This is a genomic window from Pseudomonas putida (genome assembly GCF_003228315.1).
Lineage (GTDB): Bacteria > Pseudomonadota > Gammaproteobacteria > Pseudomonadales > Pseudomonadaceae > Aquipseudomonas > Aquipseudomonas putida_S.
Window position 1 is genome coordinate 4,856,130 of the sequence record NZ_CP029693.1, and the last position, 23,168, is coordinate 4,879,297.

18 protein-coding genes and 1 pseudogene are annotated in these 23,168 nt (G+C 61.6%); 6 read left to right on the forward strand and 13 right to left on the reverse strand.

The genetic code is table 11. The features are described from left to right. Positions 1–53: 53 nt before the first annotated feature. The 11 genes and pseudogenes from purH to gcbA form a co-directional block, all read right to left on the reverse strand. Positions 54–1,661, reverse strand: coding sequence for a bifunctional phosphoribosylaminoimidazolecarboxamide formyltransferase/IMP cyclohydrolase (gene purH / locus DKY63_RS22715; RefSeq protein ID WP_110966148.1), 1,608 nt, complete (start codon positions 1,659–1,661; stop codon positions 54–56). 82 nt (positions 1,662–1,743) lie between these two features. Beyond that, positions 1,744–2,064 carry a DNA-binding transcriptional regulator Fis gene (gene fis, locus DKY63_RS22720; protein ID WP_046819701.1) on the reverse strand — a complete coding sequence of 107 codons (321 nt, stop codon included), beginning with the start codon at positions 2,062–2,064 and terminating at the stop codon, positions 1,744–1,746. Next, positions 2,061–3,071: a tRNA dihydrouridine synthase DusB gene (dusB, locus tag DKY63_RS22725; protein ID WP_110966149.1), complete on the reverse strand. Its 1,011-nt coding sequence runs from the start codon at positions 3,069–3,071 to the stop codon at positions 2,061–2,063. Before dusB ends, fis begins: the two co-directional genes overlap by 4 nt. A 185-nt stretch (positions 3,072–3,256) precedes the next feature. Continuing rightward, positions 3,257–4,531 (reverse strand): DUF3426 domain-containing protein, encoded by a 1,275-nt coding sequence (locus tag DKY63_RS22735; protein ID WP_110966151.1) that lies wholly within the window; start codon positions 4,529–4,531, stop codon positions 3,257–3,259. A 30-nt stretch (positions 4,532–4,561) separates the two neighbouring features. After that, positions 4,562–5,440 (reverse strand): 50S ribosomal protein L11 methyltransferase, encoded by an 879-nt coding sequence (gene prmA / locus DKY63_RS22740; protein ID WP_110966152.1) that lies wholly within the window; start codon positions 5,438–5,440, stop codon positions 4,562–4,564. A 259-nt stretch (positions 5,441–5,699) separates the two neighbouring features. Then, positions 5,700–7,058 carry an acetyl-CoA carboxylase biotin carboxylase subunit gene (gene accC / locus DKY63_RS22745; protein ID WP_110966153.1) on the reverse strand — a complete coding sequence of 453 codons (1,359 nt, stop codon included), beginning with the start codon at positions 7,056–7,058 and terminating at the stop codon, positions 5,700–5,702. A gap of 17 nt (positions 7,059–7,075) precedes the next feature. Beyond that, complete coding sequence (accB, locus tag DKY63_RS22750) at positions 7,076–7,534, reverse strand: acetyl-CoA carboxylase biotin carboxyl carrier protein (protein WP_110966154.1); 459 nt, start codon at positions 7,532–7,534, stop codon at positions 7,076–7,078. Between the two features lie 24 nt (positions 7,535–7,558). Continuing rightward, positions 7,559–8,014, reverse strand: a complete 456-nt coding sequence (aroQ, locus tag DKY63_RS22755; RefSeq protein WP_110966155.1) for a type II 3-dehydroquinate dehydratase — start codon at positions 8,012–8,014, stop codon at positions 7,559–7,561. Positions 8,015–8,147: 133 nt separating this feature from the next. Then, the gene (locus tag DKY63_RS22760; protein ID WP_110966156.1) at positions 8,148–9,890 is read right to left on the reverse strand and encodes a protein-disulfide reductase DsbD; all 1,743 of its coding nucleotides are present in this window, start codon (positions 9,888–9,890) and stop codon (positions 8,148–8,150) included. A 157-nt stretch (positions 9,891–10,047) separates the two neighbouring features. Then, positions 10,048–10,554: pseudogene (locus DKY63_RS33160) on the reverse strand (methyl-accepting chemotaxis protein); the annotation flags it as partial. A 1,546-nt stretch (positions 10,555–12,100) separates the two neighbouring features. Beyond that, positions 12,101–13,717, reverse strand: a complete 1,617-nt coding sequence (gene gcbA / locus DKY63_RS22775; protein WP_110966158.1) for a diguanylate cyclase GcbA — start codon at positions 13,715–13,717, stop codon at positions 12,101–12,103. 565 nt (positions 13,718–14,282) lie between these two features. Between gcbA and DKY63_RS22780 the strand changes: the two genes are divergently transcribed. The 6 genes from DKY63_RS22780 (at position 14,283) to DKY63_RS22805 (ending at position 21,095) form a co-directional block, all read left to right on the forward strand. Then, positions 14,283–15,350, forward strand: a complete 1,068-nt coding sequence (locus DKY63_RS22780) for a DUF2333 family protein (RefSeq protein WP_110966159.1) — start codon at positions 14,283–14,285, stop codon at positions 15,348–15,350. Positions 15,351–15,353: 3 nt separating this feature from the next. Next, positions 15,354–15,923, forward strand: coding sequence for an NUDIX hydrolase (locus tag DKY63_RS22785; protein ID WP_110966160.1), 570 nt, complete (start codon positions 15,354–15,356; stop codon positions 15,921–15,923). Between the two features lie 332 nt (positions 15,924–16,255). Beyond that, positions 16,256–16,627 (forward strand): translation initiation factor Sui1, encoded by a 372-nt coding sequence (locus tag DKY63_RS22790; RefSeq protein WP_110966161.1) that lies wholly within the window; start codon positions 16,256–16,258, stop codon positions 16,625–16,627. A 218-nt stretch (positions 16,628–16,845) separates the two neighbouring features. Further along, a complete protein-coding gene (speA, locus tag DKY63_RS22795; RefSeq protein WP_110966162.1) occupies positions 16,846–18,759 on the forward strand; it encodes an arginine decarboxylase in 1,914 nt (637 codons plus the stop codon). 231 nt (positions 18,760–18,990) lie between these two features. Further along, complete coding sequence (locus tag DKY63_RS22800; protein WP_110966163.1) at positions 18,991–20,304, forward strand: type VI secretion system Vgr family protein; 1,314 nt, start codon at positions 18,991–18,993, stop codon at positions 20,302–20,304. Continuing rightward, positions 20,301–21,095: a DUF4123 domain-containing protein gene (locus DKY63_RS22805; RefSeq protein ID WP_110966164.1), complete on the forward strand. Its 795-nt coding sequence runs from the start codon at positions 20,301–20,303 to the stop codon at positions 21,093–21,095. The genes DKY63_RS22800 and DKY63_RS22805 overlap by 4 nt, the downstream gene beginning before the upstream one ends. 11 nt (positions 21,096–21,106) lie before the next feature. Here DKY63_RS22805 and DKY63_RS22810 read toward each other — a convergent pair whose 3' ends face one another. Then, positions 21,107–22,453, reverse strand: coding sequence for an MATE family efflux transporter (locus DKY63_RS22810; protein WP_110966165.1), 1,347 nt, complete (start codon positions 22,451–22,453; stop codon positions 21,107–21,109). Between the two features lie 166 nt (positions 22,454–22,619). Further along, positions 22,620–22,913: a hypothetical protein gene (locus DKY63_RS22815; protein WP_110966166.1), complete on the reverse strand. Its 294-nt coding sequence runs from the start codon at positions 22,911–22,913 to the stop codon at positions 22,620–22,622. Between the last annotated feature and the right edge of the window lie 255 nt (positions 22,914–23,168).

Consider the following 23,168-nt stretch of genomic DNA (forward strand, 5'->3'; position numbering starts at 1 on the left):
CATCGCGGGCAAGCCTTGCTCCTACAGGTCTGCGCATTGCAGGCCTGATGATATTAGTGACGGAAGTGGCGCATGCCGGTGAACACCATCGCGATGCCGGCTTCGTCTGCCGCTGCAATCACTTCATTGTCACGCATCGAGCCACCCGGCTGGATCACCGCAGTGATGCCGGCCTTGGCCGCGTTGTCGATACCGTCGCGGAACGGGAAAAATGCGTCCGATGCCATGACTGCACCCTGTACTTGCAAGCCAGCGTGCTCAGCCTTGATCGCGGCAATGCGCGCCGAGTTCACACGGCTCATCTGGCCTGCGCCGACACCGATGGTCTGACGGTTCTTGGCGTAGACGATGGCGTTGGACTTGACGTACTTGGCGACTTTCCAGGCAAAGATCAGGTCGTGGATTTCCTGTTCGGTCGGTGCGCGCTTGGTCACGACTTTCAGGTCATCGGCACCGATCATGCCGATGTCGCGGCTCTGCACCAGCAGGCCACCGTTGACGCGCTTGTAGTCCCAGGCAGCGGCACGATCGGCCGACCACTCGCCGCACGCCAGCAGGCGCACGTTGGCTTTGGCCGCGACGATGGCGCGGGCTTCTTCGCTGACGCTCGGGGCAATGATCACTTCGACGAACTGACGCTCGACGATGGCCTTGGCGGTCTCGGCGTCCAGTTCGCGGTTGAAGGCGATGATGCCGCCGAAGGCCGACTCGGTGTCGGTGGCGTAGGCCAGGTCGTAGGCCTTGCGGATGCCGCCTTCGGCATCAGGGCTGACAGCCACGCCGCACGGGTTGGCGTGCTTGACGATTACACAGGCTGGCTTGACGAAGCTCTTCACGCATTCCAGCGCGGCGTCGGTGTCGGCCACATTGTTGTACGACAGTTCCTTGCCTTGCAGTTGGGTCGCGGTGGCGATGCCGACTTCGGCAGGCTTGGCTTCCACGTAGAACGCCGCGCTCTGGTGCGGGTTCTCGCCGTAGCGCATTTCCTGGGCCTTGATGAACTGAGTGTTGAAGGTGCGCGGGAATTCGCTGCGACCTTCCGTGCTCAGGGTTTCAGCGGCCTGGTTCACGGTGCCCATGTAGTTGGCGATCATGCCGTCGTAGGCGGCGGTGTGTTCGAACGCCTTGAGCATCAGGTCGAAACGCTGGGCGTAGGTGAGGCCGCCGGCCTTGAGGTTTTCCAGGACGTTGGCGTAGTCGCTGGCATTGACCACGATGGCCACGTCTTTGTGGTTCTTGGCGGCGGAACGGACCATGGTCGGGCCACCGATGTCGATGTTCTCGATGGCGGTCGGCAGGTCGCAGCCAGGTTTGCTGATGGTGGCTTCGAACGGGTAGAGGTTCACTGCTACCAGATCGATCGGCTTGATGCCGTTCTCGTTCATGATGGCGTCGTCGATACCGCGACGACCGAGGATCCCGCCGTGGATTTTCGGGTGCAGGGTTTTCACCCGGCCGTCCATCATTTCCGCGAAGCCGGTGTAATCGGCGACTTCCACTGCGGCAACGCCGTTTTCCTGCAGCAGCTTGAACGTCCCGCCGGTGGAGAGAATCTCGACGCCCAGGGCTTCAAGCTCTTTGGCGAATTCGAGGATCCCGGTCTTGTCGGAAACACTGATCAAGGCGCGGCGGATCGGCAGGCGGGTAGTCTGGTCGGTCATCTCAATTTCCATCACAAAGCAAAGGAGTCAGCAAAAAAGGCGGCCGGTTTTACGCGGGCGCCTTTCTGGTTTGATTGAATGCTTACAGCAAATCGTACTGCTTGAGTTTCTTGCGCAGCGTGCCCCGGTTGAGTCCGAGCATCTCGCTGGCCTTGGTCTGGTTGCCCTTGACGTAGTTCATTACGCACTCGAGCAGGGGAGCCTCGACTTCGGAGAGCACCAGGTTGTACACATCCGTGACGGCAGCGCCCTCAAGGTGGGCGAAATAATTGTGCAGCGCTTTCTCGACACTCCCGCGAAGGGTCTGGCCTTCTTCGCTTGGGGTATTGAGGTGCTGTTTCAAATTCACGTTGTCGCTCACGGGTGCAGTTCCACTCACTAAAGTCTCGGTCATCATCGTCATGCGGCCACCCCTTCTCCGTCCCCTGTCAGGCTCTTGTAACGTTCGGCGAAGAAGGCCTGAACGTTGGCGCATTGTGCTTCCGTATCTTCCAAACGATTGAAGTGGGCGCGAAACTCCCTGGCGCCCGGCAGGGTTGCGAGATACCAGCCCACATGCTTTCGAGCAATGCGTACGCCCATCACGTCTCCATAGAAGGCGTGCAGCGCAGCAAGATGCTCTAGCAGAATGCGTTCCACCTCGATCAGTTCCAGCGCCGGGAGCTTCTCGCCGGTACGCAGGAAATGATCGATCTCGCGAAAAATCCACGGCCGCCCCTGGGCAGCCCGGCCAATCAACAGGCCATCGACACCGGTCGCGTCGAGCACGTACCGGGCTTTTTCCGGCGAATCGATATCGCCATTGGCAAAGACCGGTATCGACACCGCCTGCTTGATCGCGGCGATGGTGTCGTACTCGGCTTCACCGGTGTACAGGTCGGCACGGGTGCGACCATGGACCGCCAGCGCCGTGATGCCTGCCTGTTCGGCGATCTTCGCCACCGTCAGGCCGTTCTTGTTGTCCCGGTCCCAGCCGGTACGGATCTTCAGGGTAACCGGCACATCGACCGCAGCCACGACGGCCTGCAGGATCTCGGTTACCAGTGCTTCATCCTTCAGCAGTGCGGAGCCGGCGGCCTTGTTGCAGACCTTCTTTGCCGGACAGCCCATGTTGATATCAATAATCTGGGCGCCCAGCTCGACGTTGGCTCGAGCCGCATCCGCCAGCATCTGCGCGTCGCCACCGGCGATCTGTACCGAGCGTGGCTCGGGATCACCTTCGTGGATCATGCGCATCCGCGATTTGCGGGTGTTCCATAAACTCATGTCGCTGGTGACCATTTCCGAGACTACTAGCCCGGCGCCCAAACGCTTGCACAGCTGACGAAAGGGCTGGTCGGTGACGCCCGCCATGGGGGCGAGAATCAAGCTGTTGTTCAGTGTGTATGGGCCGATGCGTACCGCCGACATAGGACTTCCCTGTTGTGGGGCCGGATCATGAGAGTTCGAAAAAGGGTTGGCATGATACCCGCTCTCGATGACCGGATAAAGGCTGAATTGAACAAAATCTGAACAGTTATTTTGTTATTGCCACCGGTTTGGTCCGGCCAGTGGGCGTCAGGCAGCCGTTGTCAGGACGGCATCGGTGAATCGATTCACTCGGGTGAGTGGAAGCTCAGGCTGTAGTTCACGGCCTTGGAGCCTGGGTCGAGGATGTCCAGTGCGATGTGGATCGGTGTTTGTGGTGGCATTTCCACCATGCCTTCGAGGTCGCCATTGAGGTACTCGCCGGGCTTGAAGCGACGGCTGGCGATCAAGTGGCCGTTGAGGTCGGCAAAACGCAGTTCCAGCAGCGGGAACGGCTGGGAGAAGGGCGCTCGGTTGTAAATGATCGCATCGACCACCAGTGCGCCACTGAAATCCGGGTGGCTGCGGACCACCAGGTTGCTGCTCTTGATTTTTGCGATGTCGACCTTCGATGGCACGGTGCAACCGATTTGCGGGCACAGTTGCTGGAACCATGGGCGGTACTGGTCCTGGCGCGCCAGCTCGTCGAAGTGATAGGCGACGTACTGGCCAACCAATGCACCGGCGCCCAGCAGGATCAGGATCAGCCAGAAGAGGCGACGACCCCAGGGAGAGCGGCGTTTCTGCCAGTCCAGTTGCAGCGGGTCGTCGGTCAGGTCCTGCAAGACCTCGGCGCGAACGCCCGGCTCGTTGCGTTCGCGTCGCTTGCGCAAGGGGGCGATGGAAGTCAGGTCGTCCTCGACGGCCTCGGTGGCAGTCGCTGAAAGGCGTTCGTGATGCGCTGGGGTGTTGAGCGGATCTTGCAGGCGAAGTTGCGGTAGCGGCGGTTCGTCGTCCAGCTCTACGGGCTCCAGAGAGAGCGATGGCTCAGTGCGCGAGAGAATGCTGCCCGGTTCGCTCACCGGCTCGTCGGCGTCGAGATCTTCCAGTGTGTCGAGCTTGTCGAGGTCATCAAGGTCCTCGACCGCTTGTGCCCGGTCGGTCGCCGATTCGCTGAAGAGGCTGTCGGAGGCCCAGGGTTCTTCATCGGTTTCAGCGCTGTCGCGGCGCGCGCTCAGCGTGTCTTCGCGGTGCTTGCCGAACTCGGTGATCGGCTGGATCTCCCGTTGTTCGAGTCGGGCGAGTTCTTCATCCAGATCAAGACTGTCCAGGTCCAGCTCGGTCGCGCTCCATTGCTTTTGGCTGATGGCTCGCGGCTCGGCGGGCGCCGGCGCTTCGAAATATGCCGGGGCAACAGGAGCGACGGGCTCCTTGCCTGCCTGCTCAAGCAGTTGTTTGGCAGCGTTGAACACCTGCAGGCAGGAGCCGCAGCGAACGACGCCACGAGCCACGCTCAATTGAGCATGGCTGACGCGGAAGCTGGTTTGGCAATGCGGGCACTGGGTGACGAAGCTGTCGGTCATGCGGCGATCCGGTCTATGCAGACGTTCATTCTAGCGCCGACGGCCGGTAATGCGCACCCAGCCATCGCGATTGGCAATCGGATCCAGATCGAAGTCGTTGGCGTAGGCCGCTGCGACCTCGTCACCTTGCTCGGCGAGGATGCCCGACAGGGCCAGGCGACCACCCGGCTTGACCAGGCCAGACAGTTGCGGTGCCAGGGAAACCAGCGGGCCGGCGAGAATGTTCGCCACCAGCACGTCGGCCTGAACCTGTGGCATATCCTCTGGCAGATACAGCGGGAACAGCTCTTCGGCGATGTTGTTGCGTCCGGCGTTGTCGCGGGAGGCCTCCAGGGCCTGCACGTCGATGTCGGTGCCCACTGCGTGTTTGGCGCCGAGCAGCAGGGCGGCAATGGCGAGGATGCCCGAGCCGCAACCGAAGTCGAGGACGTTGCAGTCCTCGAGGTCCTGGCCATCGAGCCATTCCAGGCACAGGGCGGTGGTCGGGTGGGTGCCGGTGCCGAACGCCAGGCCCGGATCGAGCAGCAGGTTCACTGCATCAGGCTCGGGAGCCGCGTGCCAGCTCGGTACGATCCACAGGCGCTGGCCGAAGCGCATCGGCTGGAAACCATCCATCCAGCTGCGTTCCCAGTCCTGGTCTTCGATCACTTCGCTGTGATGCTCGGGCAGCGGGCTGCCGGTCAGCAATTCCAGATGGGCCAGTACCGGGCCGGGCTCGGTGCCGCCCTCGAACAGAGCCAGCAGGTGAGTGTGCGACCACAGTGGGGTGGTGTTGAGTTCCGGCTCGAAGATCGGCTGATCTTCGGCGTCCATGAAGGTCACCGACACGGCGCCCACTTCAAGGAAAGCGTCTTCGTAGGTTTCGGCTTGTTCTGGGCTGATGGCGAGACGGACTTGCAGCCAAGGCATGGCGGGCACCTTTGAAAAATATTGATTGCAGCCTGACGGGCTGCGAGAAGCAGGCAAGTTTACGCCAGCGCGCGTAAGAAGACGACAAGGGCGATACTTTGTGGGGGCAAAGCTTGCTCGCGATGACGGTGGCATAGCCAGCATGGATGTGACTGACAAACCGCTATCGCGAGCAAGCTTTGCTCCCACAAAAGAGCGGAGGAGGGGGCATAAACAACAAAGCCGCCCGAAGGCGGCCTTGTCATGTGCCGGTAGAAGCTTAGTGCTTCTCGCCAGCCAGCTTGTGCTCGAGGTAGTGAATGTTCACGCCCCCTTTGCAGAAGCCTTCGTCGCGGGTCAGGTCGCGGTGCAGCGGGATGTTGGTCTTGATCCCGTCGACCACGATCTCGTCCAGCGCATTGCGCATGCGCGCCATGGCTTCGTCACGGGTTGCGCCGTAGGTGATCAGCTTGCCGATCAACGAGTCGTAGTTCGGCGGAACGGCATAACCACTGTACAGGTGCGAATCGACGCGAACGCCGTTACCGCCTGGGGCGTGGAAATGCTTGACCGTGCCCGGGCTCGGCATGAAGGTTTTCGGGTCTTCGGCGTTGATCCGGCATTCCAGTGCGTGACCGCGGATGACCACGTCATCCTGGGTGAACGACAGCTTGTTGCCGGCGGCGATGCTGAGCATCTCCTTGACGATGTCGATGCCGGTGACCATTTCCGAAACCGGGTGCTCCACCTGAACACGGGTGTTCATTTCGATGAAGTAGAAGCGACCGTTCTCGTACAGGAACTCGAACGTGCCGGCGCCACGGTAGCCGATGTCGATGCACGCCTTGACGCAGCGAGCGAGGACTTCCTGGCGGGCATTCTCGTCGATGCCCGGTGCCGGCGCTTCTTCGAGAACCTTCTGGTGACGACGTTGCAGCGAGCAATCGCGGTCGCCCAGATGGATGGCGTTGCCCTGGCCGTCGGACAGTACCTGGACTTCGACGTGACGCGGGTTGGTCAGGAATTTTTCCAGATAGACCATCGGGTTGCCGAACGCTGCACCCGCTTCGGAGCGGGTCAGTTTCGCCGAGGCGATCAGGTCTTCTTCCTTGTGCACCACGCGCATGCCGCGACCACCGCCGCCGCCAGCGGCCTTGATGATCACCGGATAACCGACTTCACGACCGATGCGCAGAGCGGTTTCTTCGTCTTCCGGCAGCGGGCCGTCGGAACCTGGAACAGTCGGTACGCCAGCGGCGATCATCGCGTGCTTGGCCGAAACCTTGTCGCCCATCAGGCGGATGGTTTCGGCTTTCGGACCGATGAAGGCGAAGCCGGAGTTCTCGACCTGCTCGGCGAAGTCGGCGTTTTCCGCAAGGAAGCCGTAGCCTGGGTGAATGGCGGTGGCGCCGGTCACTTCAGCGGCGGCGATGATGGCCGGGATGTGCAGGTAGGATTGCGCGGCAGAAGCCGGGCCGATGCAGACGGACTCGTCTGCCAGACCCAGGTGCATCAGCTCTTTGTCGGCCTTGGAGTAAACGGCGACGGTCTTGATGCCCATCTCTTTGCAGGCACGCAGAATCCGCAGGGCGATCTCACCGCGGTTAGCGATCAGAACTTTTTCCAACTTCGCAGTCATCAAAGGCTCTCCGCGGTTCAAACGATGGTGAACAGCGGTTGGTCGAACTCAACCGGCTGGCCATCTTCAACGAGGATGGATTCGATCACACCGCTGGTTTCAGCTTCGATGTGGTTCATCATCTTCATGGCTTCGACGATGCACAGGGTGTCGCCTTTCTTCACGGTCTGGCCGACTTCAACGAAGGCTGGCGAGGTTGGCGAAGACTTGCGATAGAAAGTACCCACCATCGGCGAACGGGCAACGGTGCCGTTCAGTGCTGGCGCGGCGGCGGCAGCAGGGGCGGCAGCGGCAGCCGGAGCGGCGGCAGGCGCGGCAGCCGGGGCAGGCATTGGAGCCGGTGCGTAGTACTGCTGAGCCGGAGTCTTGCTGTTACGGCTGATACGTACGGACTCTTCGCCTTCCTTGATCTCGAGCTCGTCGATGCCGGACTCTTCCAGCAATTCGATCAGTTTCTTAACTTTACGGATATCCATGAATCATCAACTCCCAAGGGTCGGTCAGGGGCGGTTAACTTGTTGTTCAAGTTGTTCCAGGGCGGCCTCCAGGGCCAGTCGATAACCGCTGGCGCCAAGGCCGCAGATCACTCCCACCGCTACGTCGGAGAAGTAAGAGTGATGGCGGAAAGGTTCGCGTTTGTGCACGTTGGATAAATGCACTTCGATGAATGGGATGCTCACCGCCAGCAGCGCGTCACGTAATGCGACACTTGTATGCGTAAAAGCTGCGGGATTGATCAAAATGAAGTCCACGCCTTCGCTGCGGGCGGCATGGATGCGGTCGATCAATTCGTACTCGGCGTTGCTCTGCAGGTGCATCAGGTGATGGCCGGCTTCTCGGGCGCGGCGTTCCAGGTCCTGGTTGATCTGCGCCAGCGTCGTGGCGCCATAGGTGCCCGGTTCACGGGTGCCAAGCATGTTCAGGTTGGGTCCGTGCAGAACCAGTAGCGTCGCCATCGGTTGTTCCCATGAAAGTCGGTGAGCATTTGTCAGAACCCGGCGACTATGCCGCAAAGCCTTTGTGACTGTCCAGTTCTCTGCAATAGCCAGCACGATGTCCGATGTTTGCGCGAAATATGTGACCGCTTGATTAAATCCGGTCATTCGCTCTGGCGACACGTTCGGCGAAGTCCCGGGCGTTGATCTCTCCGATCACCCGCACATCGACCCGTTCAATCCCGTCTTTGCCGAAAAACATCAGCGCCGGAGGGCCAAACAGTTTGTAGCGATCAAGCAATGCCCGTTGCTCGGAATTACTGGCGGTGATATCGAAACGAATCAGCCGATAACCCTTCAGACGTTCGACGACGATCGCGTCATCAAGCACCTGGTGTTCGATGACTTTGCAGCTGATGCACCAGTCGGCGTACCAGTCGAGCAGCAGCGGGGTGCCGGAGGCGCGGGCTTCGGCCAGAACCCGATCAAGGTCTTGCGGGGTGCTGACGGTTTGCCATGCGCTGGCGTCGGGTGCGGAGGTCTCGACCACGGCAGGGCGGGGCTGGCCGATGGGATTGAACGGATCGCTCTGGCCGCTGAATCCGCCATACCAGCAGGCCAGGGCATAAAACACCAGGAACATGCCGAGCAACTGGCCCAGGCGTTTTCTTGGCGGTTTGTAGACGAACTCCAGCGCCCCCATGAACAAACCCACGCCTGCGGCCAGCAGGCCGATCAGCAATAGGGTGACCTGGCCGGGCAACACCCGACCGAGCAAGCCGATCGCCAGCCCCAGCAGCAATACGCCAATCGCGTTTTTCACGTAGACCAGCCAGGGCCCGCTTTTCGGCAGCCACGCCGCGCCGCCCGTGGCCACCAGCAATAGCGGGGCGCCCATGCCCAGGCCCAGCATGAACAGCTTCAAGCCGCCGCCCAGGGCATCACCACTGGCGCTGATATACAGCAACGCACCGGCCAGGGGCGCCGAGACGCAGGGCGACACCAGCAGGCTGGATACCACGCCCAAGACTGCCGCACCCCACAGGGAACCGCCTTCGGTTCGACCGGCAATGCGGTCCAGTCGACTGCTGAACGCCTGTGGCAACTTGAGTTCGAAGACACCGAACATCGCCAGGGCAAACAAGGCGAAGAACATCGCGAACGGCACCAGCACCCAGGCCGATTGCAGGCGTGCCTGCAAATTGAGCTGCGCACCGAACAGGCCCATGAGGGCGCCGAGCAGGGCAAAACAGATCGCCATCGGCAGCACATAGGCCAGCGACAGGTTGAAACCGCGCCAGCCACCAACCTGTCCGCGCAGCACCACGCCGGAAAGGATCGGCAGCATCGGCAGCACGCACGGTGTAAAGGTCAGGCCCAGGCCCGCGAGGAAAAACAGCGCCAGTTCGCGCCAACCCCAATCATGCGCAGTGGGCGCGCCGTTGCCATCAATACTCAGGCGTTCGGTCTCCGGGGGATAACACAGGCCTTTGTCCGCGCAGCCCTGATAGGTCACGGCGAGGGTGAACGGGCGTTGATCGGTGCGCGGCAGTTCGACGTCGAGAATGCCGTGGTAGACCTCGACATCGCCGAAGAACTCATCGTGTTTTTGTTCGCCCTTGGGCATCTGCGCCGGGCCGAGGCTGACATCGACCGGATCGGCGCGGAACTGGAAGCGGTGGCGATAGAGGTAATAACCCTCGGTGGCGATGAAGCGCAGCTTGATCGATTGCGGCGTGCTTTCCACCAGGCTCAGTTTGAAGGCTTCGCGCACTGGCAAGAAGTCGGCGCTGTTGCTGATCGAGCCCAGGGTCGAACTGGGGCGGCTCTCCAGCAGGCCGGTGGCGGTGGCCGGCAGGGCGAGCATTAAAAGCAGCAGGCAGAGCAAGCGGCGCATGACGGTCTCGCGTATCGGGCTTGGAGGCATGATAGTCGACAGAACATGACACCACCGCCCCCGTGTAGGAGCTGCCGAAGGCTGCGATCTTTTGATCTTGCCATTAAAAAACAAAATCAAAAGATCGCAGCCTTCGGCAGCTCCTACGGGTAGACCGCTAGACGCGGAAGGCCTGAACGGCTGTATGCAATCGACCACCCAGCACCAGCAGATTCTCCCCTTGCTCACGCCCTTCGCCGATGCGCAGCAAGTTATCCCCACCCAATTGATGGATGCGCTCACTGTGATCGCGAATCTCGCTGACCGCGCCGCTTTGCTGGGCTGTGACATCGGCAATCCGCACCGCCGTGTCGGAAATGGTCTGGATCGCCCCGACGATTTTGTCCAGCGCGCCATCAGCGGCCTGGGCCTGATTGGCGGTGGCTTCGGCGTGCTCGACCTGGGCGCGCATACCTTCGACCGATTGTCGCGCCGCGGTTTGCAGGCCGGCAATCAGGGTCTGGATTTCGGCCGTGGCACCGGCGGTGCGCAGGGCCAGTGAGCGGACTTCCTCGGCGACCACGGCAAAGCCTCGACCCATTTCCCCGGCGCGCGCCGCTTCGATGGCGGCGTTCAGCGCCAGCAGGTTGGTCTGGTCGGCAATCGAGCGGATCACCGTCAGCACGCCGCCAATGGTCGCGGACTCTTCGGCCAGATGCTCGATCATCTGCGCGTTGCCCTGGACCTCACCCACCAGTGCATGCAGGCCGGTCAGGCTCTGGCCGATGACTTTCTGCCCGTGTTCCACCGCCAGTCCCGCATGGCGGCTGGCGTCGGCTGCCTGACTGGCATCGCCGGCGACTTGTTGGATCGTTGCTTCCAGTTCGCCCAGCGAGTCGCGGATCATCGCCGTGTCACCAGCCTGATGCTCGGCACCGCTGTGCAGGTCATTGCTCAGTTCCGCCAGGGTCCGGCTGCTGCCCGCGACCTGTTCGGCGTTCAGGCGGATGGTCCCTACCAGGTCCACCAGATAGGCCCGCAGGCGATTGAGCGAGGCTTCGATGTCATGCAATTCGCGGTTAGTCTTGCCCAACTGGATATCCCGGCTGAAGTCGCCCTCGGCCCAGGTCGAGAGGGCGGGGGCGAGGTTGGTCAGGGTCCGCGCCAGCTTGCGTTGCAGGGTGTCGATGAGCAGGGCGATCAGCAGGATCAGGCCGATCATCACACCTTGCATCAGGCGCACCTCGCCCTGGATTTGCCCATGCTGGGCCCGCACCACCGGCTCCAGGCCGGCGATGGCCTGTTGGACATCGGCGATTTTCAAGTGGGTCGCGGCGCTCAGATCGGCGCGTTTCTGGATCTGGTCGCGGGTGCGCGCCAGTTCCGCGGGATAGCGGGTGAGCAAGCTGTTGAGCTCGCGCTTGAAGCCCACTCCGGCGTCTTCGGCTGCGGCTTTCTCGGTGTTTTCCAGGCCCATCATCGCGGCGAAATCATCGGTGTTCGATTCGCTGCTGGCGGCCACACCCAGCAATGGCAGGGCGTCCAGTTGGCTGGCCTGGGCGCGGATGTTGCCGACTTCGCGCTCGACATCGGCCGCCAGTTCACTGCGACCGCTGCTCACCAGCTTGTCCCGGGCCAGGGACAATTTGCCCAGATGCTGGGCGGCGGCGAGCAGGGGTGTCAGGTACGCCGCGTTGCCGTTGGCGTACTGGCTGAGTTGATCGAGGCTGGCGCCCAGTTCGCGCTCGGCTTGCAGCAACAGGGCTTGCGGATCGCCGGCGAGTTTGCCGGCGGCCAGCAAGTCAGTTTTGCTGAATTCGTTCAGGTTCGACAGGCTGGGGCGCAAGGTCTCGGCCAGCGCCGGTGGCAGTTCGCCGAGTTCCTTTTGCAGGTTGTCGATGGCCTGGCTGGCGCTGCTCAGGCGCAGGGCGTCGCCGCTGGCGAGGTAGTCCTCAACGTTGCGTGCCACGTCATTCTGAAACTGCTGGGACAGGCCCAGGTAACGCTCCATTAACAGATAGGGGCGTTCGAGGGCTCTTTGCGACCACCAGAGCGTGGCGCCAAGGGCCACGCACACGGCGACTAAAAGGAGGGTGTTGAGATTGGTCAGCAACTTCAGGCGCATCGCGGGACTACCAGCGGCGAAATGGTAAGCGCCTGAATTTATTGCGATTTTGTTACACGGTTATGACGGAAGGGGTCGATTTCGATGAAAAAGTGGCACTTTGCTTTTACGCGGGCACGGCGTGCACGCGGTTGCGCCCGGCCGCCTTGGCCCGATACAGCGCCTCATCCGCCTGGCTGGCCATCAGCAGGCTGTCGGTTTCATCGCACAGTTCAACCACCCCGGCGCTGAAGGTGCACCACAGATCCTCCGGCTGTGCGGGGTAGTGGATCTCGGCAAAACGCTGGCGGATTTCATCCAGCACGTTGTGGGCCGCCTCGATGTCGGTGTCGGGCATGACGATGGCGAACTCCTCGCCACCGTAGCGGCCGATGAAGTCGGTCTTGCGCAGCCGTTGTTTCAGGAACAATGCCAGGCTCTTGATCACCCGGTCACCCATGGGGTGGCCGTGGCTGTCGTTGACCCGCTTGAAGTGATCGATGTCGAGCATGGCAAAGCTCAGCGGCTTGTTCTCGCGACGGGCGCGGAACGAGCAGTCCTCGAGCAATTGCAGAATGTGGGTGTGGTTGTACAGGCCGGTGAGGCTGTCGCGGACCATCCGCGCCTTCAGGTTGCGCGCCCGCGCCGCACGGTTGCGCACGGTGGTGATCAGGTGCCGGGGCTTGATCGGCTTGGTCAGGAAGTCGTCGCCGCCTTCGCTCATGGCATCGAGTTGCTTGTCCAGGTCGTCCTCGGCCGACAGGTAAATGATCGGCACGCTGACATAGCGGTCATTGTGGCGGATCACTTTGGCCAGCTCGGTACCGGTGCAGGCCGGCATGTACATGTCGAGGATGATCAGGTCCGGCTGGAAGTCCGCCAGCTCGGCCATGGCCTGGATCGGCTCGATCAGGGTGCAGGTGACGATCCCGGCACTATTAAGCAGGCGCTCGGTGTGCAGGGCCTGGGCGCGGGAGTCGTCGATGATCAGGACTTTATAGGGTTCGTACTGGGCGGCGCAGGTCAGGACTTCGATTTTTTCCAGCAGGCTCGACGCTTCGAGGGTGCCGGTGAGGAACTCCTGGCCACCGGCGCGCACGGCGGCCAGGCGGGTCGGGGTGTCCGTTTCATGCAGGCTGAAAAACAGCAGCGGCAACCGTTGATCCAGGCCTTCCTGGGCTTCGGCGGCCAGCTTCAGGCCGATACCGGGGCCGCTGAAGTCCACGTCCATGACAATCGCCGCCGGCAAGCGCTCGACCATCGAGGAGCGGAATGCCGAAACGCTGTCCAGGGCCTGGGCGCTGAGGCCGAAGAATTCCAGTTGCTTGGCCAGGCGCTCGGCACGGTCGTGGTCCTGCAACATGACGTAGATCGGCTTGCGCAACGGCGGCAGAAAGGTTTGATCAAGCTGATCGCCATGCCGCAGGCCGGTGCGCGACAGGCGCTGCATCAAGCGGTTGAGATCGGTGATCAGGTCGCTGTTCAGGCGCCCGCGATTGGCGTCCACAGCCTCCAGCGACAGGCTGATCTGGCGAGCCAGCTGGATGTGTTCCGGCTGTTCGAATCGCTCGGCGAACCGCAGCAGGCGCAGGTTGGCCTCGCTCAGTTCCGACAGATCATTGGTCGACCACTCGCTGCGTTGCAGGCGCTGCCATATCTCAAGTATCTGACGTGCCTGATGAATTACCCGCTGGGCAAAGTGGTGCTTGAGGCGCTCGCGGCTGGGATCTTCTGGCTCGGTCATATCCTGACTACTAGTTAGGGGGCACGCTGAGGTCGACTGGTGGCTCTATGCTAGCATCTCTTTTCAATTGCATGAGTGTCGTACGTCAATAATCTGCGTGGCGGGCGCATTCAGTTTGTGACCGATTGGTCTGTAATTGGCTGTCTATTCTTGGTAAAGGCCTGTATTTCGGGCTTCTTATGGTTTTTCCCATGGGCGCGTGACGACTCTATCCAGCATGACGAGTTGAGATATCGGCTTGAATGTATTGAGGATTTCTTGAATGAGGGGGTATAGGGGAATCCCTTAGAGGTAAATTGCCTTTCTGTAGGAGCGAGCCTGCTCGCGATGGTCGTCAACGATGACGCGGGCTGTCTGATGCCCCGTGGTGTCGGATCGTCCATCGCGAGCAGGCTCGCTCCCACAGAGGGACAGGCTTCGCCGGCGGTTACCGAGCGTGTGGTCTATTTCCATCCATCGGGAAGCTTATTTCCGACATGATCCCAACGGCGGGTGCCGGGCCAAGGCACGTTGTTGTATGGTTGTGGTCGAACCGTTGAACCCAAGAGCTTGAAAGGAAATCGCCATGCTGGACTGGAAGAACCGCGCCGGTAGCGCGCCCGAACGTGCCGCCGAACCGAAATCGGCTACCCGCAGTCACCTGGGCGGCCTGGTGTTCAGCCGGGCGCTGGCCACGCTGGTCGGTATCTACCTGCTGGTGACCATTGCCCTGGGCTGGTACTGGAGTGAGGAGCCGGCACTGTTCCCGGTTCAGCAAAACGCCCAGATGGCCGCCGAGAAGGAAGGCAAGCAGATGGTGGTCGGCTACACCACTGTTGAAACCCTCAAGACGGTTGTCGGCACCTTGCTGAACAAGCCAGGCGGCTACATTTCCAATGACCGTTTCCCCCCGGGCCTGTGGATGGATAACACGCCGAGTTGGGAATATGGCGTACTGGTCCAGGTCCGTGACCTGACCCGCGCCATGCGCAAAGACTTCGCCCGCTCGCAATCGCAGTCGGCCGAAGACGCCGATCTGGCCAAGGCCGAGCCGCGTTTCAACTTCGACAACAAAAGCTGGGTGCTGCCGTCCAGTGAGTCCGAGTACCAGGAAGGCATCAACTCCCTGAGCCGTTATCAGGCGCGTCTGTCCGATCCTAATCAGAAGACCGCGCTGTTCTATGCCCGTGCCGACAACCTGAACAACTGGCTGGGTGACGTCGGCACACGCCTGGGTTCGCTGTCGCAACGGCTGTCGGCCAGCGTCGGTCGGGTCAAGCTCAACACTGCGTTGAAGACTGAGGTCGTGGCACCGGGTGTGGCGCCGCAGGTCGATGAGGAAATCGTCGAGACCCCATGGATGCAGATCGATAACGTGTTCTACGAAGCCCGCGGCCAGGCCTGGGCCTTGTCCCATCTGCTGCGTGCCATCGAGGTCGACTTCGCCGACGTGCTGGCCAAGAAGAACGCCACCGTCAGCGTGCGCCAGATCATTCGTGAGCTGGAGGCGTCCCAGGAGCCGGTGTGGAGTCCGATGATCCTCAACGGCAGCGGTTTCGGCGTGCTGGCCAACCACTCGCTGGTCATGGCCAACTACATTTCCCGGGCCAACGCGGCGGTGATCGATTTGCGTCAACTGCTGAATCAGGGCTGAGTCATGGTCGACAGTTCCAGCGACAACCTGCGCGAGGCCGCCCATCGGGCGGCGTCCGACGCGGAGCAAATTGCCTGGGTCGACGAGCAGGACAACCTGCTCGGCGCGCTGGTGCGTTCCGAACTGCGCGAGCGCGGGCTGATCGGACGCGGTACCTACATCATGTTGTTCAACTCCGCCGGCGAGCTGTGCGTGCACCGGCGCACCCTGAGCAAGGCAATCTATCCGGGGTATTGGGACGTGGCGGCGGGCGGCATGGTGCTCGCTACCGAAACCTACGCCGAATCGGCGGCCCGGGAGCTGGAAGAGGAACTGGGGGTAAGCGGTGTCGAGTTGACCGCCCATGACCACTTTTTCTTCGAGGACACCGGCAATCGCCTGTGGTGCTCGGCGTTTTCGGCGGTGTGGGACGGCCCATTGATTCTGCAGCCGGAAGAGGTGCTGGAAGCGCGCTTTTTACCGGTGGAAGCAGTGCTGCGGGACATCCAGGAAAAGCCTTACTGCCCGGACTCTCTGGCCGCCTTGAAACGCTATCTGCGGTCTCGCGGCGAAGACGTCGCAAACACGCTATAAATTGGCGCCGATTGGCTCTTAGCAATCGGCGTTTTTGCCGTTACACTGCGCGACCTTTTCAAGCTGAACCGGTATTGCTGTTCCTGTAGGAGCGAGCATGCTCGCGATGGTCGCTAACGATGACGTGGGCTGTCTGAATGCCAACGTTGCCCCGACGTTCATCGCGAGCAGGCTCGCTCCTACAGAAAAACGCGTTTTGTCCGATGGAATTACGCGTGTTTGGAACAAGCCTTGCCGTTTCAGTAGCGCTGCCCCTGCCTGAGTGGGGCTTCGCGGTCGATAGCCATCCCAAGTGCTGCGACCAGTCTTTGTCCTCCCATAGAGGATTGCCGGTGGCCAAAAAAGCCGCATCCTTCGCCGCCCTGGGCGGCCTGGTATTTTCCACCGACGCAGGTCGTCATTGCCCGGAATGCAGTAAACCGGTGGACGCCTGCATCTGCAAACAGACCGTTATCCCTGCCGGCGACGGCATTGCTCGCGTGCGTCGCGAAAGCAAGGGCCGTGGCGGCAAGACGGTGACCACCATCACCGGCGTGCCGCTGGCTGAAGACGCGCTCAAGGAACTGGCGACCACGTTGAAGAAACGCTGTGGTACCGGTGGAGCGTTGAAAGACGGTGTCATCGAAATCCAGGGCGATCATGTCGAGCTACTCTTGGCAGAACTGATCAAGCTCGGTTTCAAGTCGAAGAAATCCGGCGGCTAGCAGCCTCTGTGAAAACCACCTGTGACTTGATCCAGTCCTGAAACCCTCAGGCCTGGCGTCGTCACCATGGTTTTCACAGAGCCTGTTCATGACCGGTTTCTAAACTCGTTGCGGTCGACGGGGTCTACTCCCTCGTTGATGAACCGTCATTTTCATTCTTTAGACTGCGCCGGCCTGATTCCAGGCGACGCACCATGACTTCTTTATAGGGGACTTCGATGTCCGTACGACGCACACGCAAAGACGATGGCAGCCAATGGACAGTTGCGGACAGCCGCAGTGTTTACGGGATTCGCCATTGGGGGGCCGGGTATTTCGCGATCAATGACGCCGGTCGCGTCGAAGTTCGTCCGAACGGTCCGAGCAGCTCGCCCATCGACCTGTTCGAGCAAGTCGACCAACTGCGCAAAAGCGGTTTGTCCTTGCCGCTGCTGGTCCGTTTTCCCGACATCCTGCAAGACCGCGTGCGTCAACTGACTGGCGCGTTCGACGCCAACATCGAGCGTCTGGAGTACCAGAGCAAGTACACGGCGCTGTACCCGATCAAGGTGAACCAGCAGGAAGCGGTGATCGAAAACATCATCGCCACGCAGAACGTTTCCATTGGCCTGGAAGCCGGTTCCAAGCCGGAATTGCTGGCGGTGCTGGCACTGGCGCCGAAGGGCGGCACCATTGTCTGCAACGGTTACAAGGACCGCGAGTTCATCCGCCTGGCGCTGATGGGCCAGAAGCTCGGCCACAACGTCTTCATCGTGATCGAGAAAGAATCCGAAGTCGGCCTGGTGATCGAAGAAGCCGCTTCGCTCAAGGTCAAGCCACAAGTCGGCCTGCGCGTGCGCCTGTCGTCCCTGGCTTCGTCGAAGTGGGCGGACACCGGTGGCGAGAAATCCAAGTTCGGTCTGTCGGCCGCGCAACTGCTGTCGGTGGTCGAGCGTTTCCGCGCGGCGGGCCTGGATCAGGGCATCCGCCTGCTGCACTTCCACATGGGTTCGCAGATCGCCAACCTGGCGGACTACCAGCACGGCTTCAAGGAAGCGATCCGTTACTACGGCGAATTGCGCAACCTCGGCCTGCCGGTGGACCACATCGACGTCGGTGGCGGCCTGGGCGTGGACTACGACGGCACGCACTCGCGTAACGCCAGTTCGATCAACTACGACATGGACGATTACGCCGGTGTCGTGGTCGGAATGCTCAAGGAGTTCTGCGACGCGCAGAGCCTGCCGCACCCGAACATCTTCTCCGAAAGCGGCCGCTCCCTGACCGCGCACCACGCGATGCTGGTGGTGCAGGTGACCGACGTCGAGAAGCACAACGACGAAGTGCCGCAGATCGAGAACAAGGACGCGCTGCCGGAAACCGTGCAGTGGCTGGTGGACCTGCTGGGTCCGACCGATATCGAGATGGTCACCGAAACCTACTGGCGCGCCACGCACTACATGAGCGATGTCGCCGCCCAGTACGCCGATGGCAAGCTGACCCTGGCCGAAAAAGCCCTGGCCGAACAATGCTACTTCGCCGTGTGCCGTCGCCTGCACAACTCGCTGAAGGCGCGCCAGCGTTCGCACCGTCAGGTGCTGGACGAACTCAACGACAAGCTGGCCGACAAGTACATCTGCAACTTCTCGGTATTCCAGAGCCTGCCGGATACCTGGGCCATCGACCAGGTCCTGCCGATCATCCCGCTGCATCGCCTCGACGAAGAGCCGATGCGCCGCGCCGTGCTGCAAGACCTGACCTGCGACTCCGACGGCAAGATCAATCAGTACGTCGACGAGCAGAGCATCGAGACCAGTCTGCCGGTGCACGCGCTGAACGAAGGTGAGGATTACCTGCTGGGTGTGTTCCTGGTCGGTGCCTACCAGGAAATCCTGGGTGACATGCACAACCTGTTTGGTGACACCGACTCGGTGAACATCTACCAGAACGCCGATGGCAGCGTTTACCACGCCGGCATCGAAACCCACGACACCATCGAAGACATGCTGCGCTACGTGCACCTGTCGCCCGAGGAGCTGATGACCCACTACCGCGACAAGTGCGCCAGTGCCCGCATCAGCGCCACCGAGCGCACGCAGTTCCTCGATGCCTTGCGCCTGGGTCTGACCCGTTCTTCTTACCTGTCTTCCTGAGGTAAGTCCTGCTCCCATCAGGTTGTCTGAAAATGTACCGAAAGCCTCGGAATTTTCAGATGACCTGGTGAGGCAATTCTCTTTTTTCCAGCGAATCGAACTACGTCCTCGGCTATTTCGGGAATTCGTCCTCTTTTCGCGTAGGTCATTTCCCAAGTTGTATTTCCCCTCTCTACTCGGCCATGCCTCTCGGCGAGAATTCCCGGCCGCCCCTCCCGTAGAGAATCGCCCATGTTCGATCCAGTCAACGAACCGCCTTTTCGTCTGGACGTAGCAGGCCTGTCCGACGCCTTCGAGGTCCTGGCTTTTACCGGAAGAGAAGCGATCAGCGAGCCCTTCGCGTTTGAAGTGGATTTGTTGATCAATGACACCACGATCGACCTCGCCAGCCTTTTATACCGTTCGGCCAGTCTGCACTTCGGGCCGGCGGGGAACAGCGTTCACGGGCAACTGCACGAACTGTTTCAGCGTGACCACCACTCGAAAGTCAGGCTTTGCCATGTGCGCCTGAGGCCGAAACTGGCGTGTTTGGCCCAACGTTTCAATCAACGCATCTTCAGCGGCCGTTCAGTGCCGCAAATCCTCGACAAGGTACTCAGGCAGCACGGGATCGCCGGCCACGAACGGCGTTTCGAATTGAGCGGTCAATACCCCCCTCGGGACTTCTGCACGCAGTACCGCGAATCCGACCTGCAGTTTCTTCAGCGCCTGTGTGCCCGGGAGCGCATTCACTACCATTTTGAACATCGGGCCGCCGGGCACTGCGTCGTGTTCTCCGATCGAAAGGGGCCGTTTCGAGTAGGGGACCTGACGCTGTTCAGGCCCGAGGATGAGCTACCGGCAGTGCGTCGTTTCGAAGTTCGACACGGTGCCGACAGCGAATACCCGCAAGCCAATGCTTACTCGGACCTGGCGACCTTGCGCAGCGGCCAGTCGATGGCGTTGTCCGGTCACCCGATTGCCGAGTGCAATCAGCAATGGCTGCTGACCCATGTGGAGCATCAGGGTCGCCAGGACCTGTCGATCCCTTACTGCAATCAGGTGCGGGCGGTGCACGGGACAGCGCCGTTTGCATCAGCCCCGAGCCCGGCGCGGCCGGCCATGCACAGTCTGCAACGGGCGTGGGTGGTGAGCGTTGACGAGCCGCAACCCGCCCGGTCGCGCCCGGTCGCGGTGCAGTTCGATTGGCTGTATGAGGGCGAGGGCGCGGCGCCAAGTCATTGCTGGTTGCCTTTGGCGTCGCCGCTTCAAGCAGCAGGTGCTGCGCCGCTGCGTGAAGGCACACCAGTGCTGGTGAGCTTTATCGACGGTGACCCGGATCAGCCGTTGATCACCGCGATCCTTCACCAGCCGGCACCGCTTGAAGAGGCGCAGCCGCCGTCAACGGAACACTGCCCGCCTGAAGCGTTGCAGGACTGGCTGCATTCGGGGCAACCATTGCTGATGTTGTGCCTGCTGCCTGGCGGGGGCAGTTTCAATGACTGTGATCAGGCGATCTGTACCTGTCGGGTAGCGATGCGGCTTGACCGGAGCGGTGCAGCGTGAGGGCGGTGTACGCGGCCGATGTGCCGCCGCGCTGGTTGCTGCTGGATGTGCCGGGCGCAGCGCAAGCGGGTGCAATGTTGAGACAACAGGTCGACCCGACTCATTGCTACCGCCTGTTCGAAGGCACCGAATGGCATGCCCTGCGTGAACAGGGGCCGGTGCTGGTCAACCTGCTCACCTGTCCAATGCTGGCTGATGCCTGCCAGCGTGATGCGCAGCACTGGCGCGGTTTGCTGCTGATCAGTGAAGCGCCTGCGTCGATGCTGCTGGCGCACCTGCGGCGCATGCTCACCGTCAGTTTCGATCTGCATCATCGAGCCTTGTTGAGCTACTACAGCCCGCAGACCGCCAGTTATTTTTTCGATGCCTGTGACGCTGTCGAGCTGAGTCGCTGGATGGGGCCGATCAAGCAGATGCGCTGGTTTGGCGGTACCTGGGCAGACCGCGCGGCGGGTTATCAGGGCTGGCAGATGTTGCTCAATCCGGGGCTGGCCGTCAGTCCCCTGGCCGTCGAAGAAACCCTCAGCCAACGGCAGCGGGAAAAGCTGCAAACCTGCCTGCTGGAGCAATATGCCTGGCACTGGAGCCGGTCCACCTCCACCGATTACGCCCGGCTCTGGACCCATTTGCAGGAGGGCCTGGCGCTGGGTTTCAGCGAACGCCCGGTGCTCGATGGCTGGTTGTGCTTGCGCCTGCGCCACCCCGATGCGGTAGCTGCGCAACCCTCGGGGCGAACCCAGCAGGAGCGGCTCGACTGTTTGCGCAACCGCTGGCAGAGCAATAAGCCTTGAGCACTGGCGATTCAGTGCACGCCCGTGAACCAGCCGTCATTGCGCCGCAGGCGCCAGGCGATGAGGCCCAGGGTCAGGCTGCGCAGCACCATGAACAGCAAAAAGGTTATCCACAGGCCATGGTTGCCAAAACCTTGCAGCACCCAGCCGAACGGCACCAGCATTGCCACCGTGAGCAGCATGCCGTTGCGCATTTCCCGGGCGCGAGTGGCGCCAATGAACAGCCCGTCCAGCAGGTAGCTCCAGACTGCGATCAGCGGCAGCGCGGCAAGATAGGGCAGGTAGATGAACGCGGTATCGCGCACGCTGGCAATGTCGGTCTGCATCTCGATGAACAGGTGCCCGGCCAGCAGGAAAAACACGGCAAATCCCAGGCTCGCCAGTAACGACCAACCGCAGGCCACTACCAGCGAGCGGCGCAGGGCATCGCGGTCGCGAGCGCCGATGGCATGCCCGCACAGGGCTTCCACGGCGTGGGCCAGGCCATCGAGGGCATGGGCGGTCAGCAGCAGGCCATTGAGCAGCAGGGCGTTGGCGGCGACGGTGGCATCACCCAGTCGCGCACCCTGCACGGTGATCAGAAAAAACACCGATTGCAGCGCCAGGCTGCGCAGGAAAATATCGCGGTTGACCGCCAGCAACGGTCGCCAGCTTTGCCACAGCCGCAACGCCGCCCAAGCGATATGGCCCGGGTAAGCTTGCAAGGCCTGGCGCGTCATCAGCAGGCCGATCAGCGCGCCGGTCCACTCGGCAATCACCGAAGCCCGGGCCGCACCCACCACCCCCCATTCCAGACCGAGGACAAACCACAGGTTCAGCGCGATGTTGACCAGGTTGGTCGTCAGCAGAATCACCAGCGGCGCGCGGGCGTTTTGCGTACCGAGGAACCAGCCCACCAGCGCATAACTGGCCAGCGCCGCCGGCAGGCCGAACAGCCGCGTATGGAAGAACTCGCGCGTCATCTGGTCCAGTTCCGCCGAAGGCTGCATGAAGTGCAGCGCCACCCCGCTCAACGGCACGCCCAGCGCACCCAGGACAATCGCCAGCCCCACGGCCAGCAACAGCCCCTGCAACAAAATCTGCCGCAACGCCGCGCCGTCCCCGCGCCCGGCAGCCTGGGCGGCAAAACCGGTGGTGCCCATGCGCAGAAAACCCACCGCCCAGGCCAGAAAGGTATAGAGACTGGCCCCGACCGCGACGGCACCGAGTTGATGGGCATGGGGCAAATGACCGATGACAGTGCTGTCGACCAGCGCCACCAGCGGCACGGAAATATTGGAAAGAATCATCGGCGCCGCCAGCGCCCAGACCCGACGATGGGTAGGACGGTCGCGCCAGTCGGCAATCAGGTTGGACATGCGGGCTCCTTGAGGAGCGGGCATTGTAGCTGCGAACTCAAGCTACAAAACAATGAGATCACTGTAGGAGCGAGCCTGCTCGCGATAGCGGTATGTCAGCCAATAGCGATGATGGATGTGATGCCGCCATCGCGAGCAGGCTCGCTCCTACAGGGGATTTGTGGCGCTAGTGCATGATCCAGCTCAGCAGCCACAACCCCAACATCAACCAGATCAGCCCCATGATGATCGACGCATTCATGAACGCGCGGATGGCTGACCAGAGCAGCACCAGGCCGAGGATCAGCACGGCGATGCTGATGATCGAGGTGTCCATGCCCAGCGCCCGGGACAGGCCGTCGACAAAGTTGCTGCTGGCACGGCTGACCATCTGGAACAGGCCGCTGAGGGCGTCAACGATGAAGCGGATGACGGTGCCGAGCGCCTGGCCGAGCCATTCGAAAAAACCTTCTACCTGCATGGAATGAGTGTCCTGATGAATTCGAGTGTTGGGCCATTGAGCACGGTGGTGAGACCCCCACAAGCATAGAAGGTTGCGCAGAACCTGTAGGAGCGGGCCTGCTCGCGATAGCGGTGGGTCAGGAGAATACAGGTTGCCTGTTACTCACCCATCGCGAGCAGGCTCGCTCCCACAAAAGCACCCACAAAAAAACAACGCCAGCCGTTCAATCTTTGTCACTTGCCATCCCCCGCCATCCCCCCGAAGCTATACGCC

What these genes read in the sequence shown, in the direction of transcription:
- purH (WP_110966148.1), bottom strand. Translation starts at nt 1,661, where the DNA reads ATGACCGACCAGACTACCCGCCTGCCGATCCGCCGCGCCTTGATCAGT.
- fis (WP_046819701.1), bottom strand. Translation starts at nt 2,064, where the DNA reads ATGACGATGATGACCGAGACTTTAGTGAGTGGAACTGCACCCGTGAGC.
- dusB (WP_110966149.1), bottom strand. Translation starts at nt 3,071, where the DNA reads ATGTCGGCGGTACGCATCGGCCCATACACACTGAACAACAGCTTGATT.
- DKY63_RS22735 (WP_110966151.1), bottom strand. Translation starts at nt 4,531, where the DNA reads ATGACCGACAGCTTCGTCACCCAGTGCCCGCATTGCCAAACCAGCTTC.
- prmA (WP_110966152.1), bottom strand. Translation starts at nt 5,440, where the DNA reads ATGCCTTGGCTGCAAGTCCGTCTCGCCATCAGCCCAGAACAAGCCGAA.
- accC (WP_110966153.1), bottom strand. Translation starts at nt 7,058, where the DNA reads ATGACTGCGAAGTTGGAAAAAGTTCTGATCGCTAACCGCGGTGAGATC.
- accB (WP_110966154.1), bottom strand. Translation starts at nt 7,534, where the DNA reads ATGGATATCCGTAAAGTTAAGAAACTGATCGAATTGCTGGAAGAGTCC.
- aroQ (WP_110966155.1), bottom strand. Translation starts at nt 8,014, where the DNA reads ATGGCGACGCTACTGGTTCTGCACGGACCCAACCTGAACATGCTTGGC.
- DKY63_RS22760 (WP_110966156.1), bottom strand. Translation starts at nt 9,890, where the DNA reads ATGCGCCGCTTGCTCTGCCTGCTGCTTTTAATGCTCGCCCTGCCGGCC.
- gcbA (WP_110966158.1), bottom strand. Translation starts at nt 13,717, where the DNA reads ATGACCGAGCCAGAAGATCCCAGCCGCGAGCGCCTCAAGCACCACTTT.
- DKY63_RS22780 (WP_110966159.1), top strand. Translation starts at nt 14,283, where the DNA reads ATGCTGGACTGGAAGAACCGCGCCGGTAGCGCGCCCGAACGTGCCGCC.
- DKY63_RS22785 (WP_110966160.1), top strand. Translation starts at nt 15,354, where the DNA reads ATGGTCGACAGTTCCAGCGACAACCTGCGCGAGGCCGCCCATCGGGCG.
- speA (WP_110966162.1), top strand. Translation starts at nt 16,846, where the DNA reads ATGTCCGTACGACGCACACGCAAAGACGATGGCAGCCAATGGACAGTT.
- DKY63_RS22800 (WP_110966163.1), top strand. Translation starts at nt 18,991, where the DNA reads ATGTTCGATCCAGTCAACGAACCGCCTTTTCGTCTGGACGTAGCAGGC.
- DKY63_RS22810 (WP_110966165.1), bottom strand. Translation starts at nt 22,453, where the DNA reads ATGTCCAACCTGATTGCCGACTGGCGCGACCGTCCTACCCATCGTCGG.
- DKY63_RS22815 (WP_110966166.1), bottom strand. Translation starts at nt 22,913, where the DNA reads ATGCAGGTAGAAGGTTTTTTCGAATGGCTCGGCCAGGCGCTCGGCACC.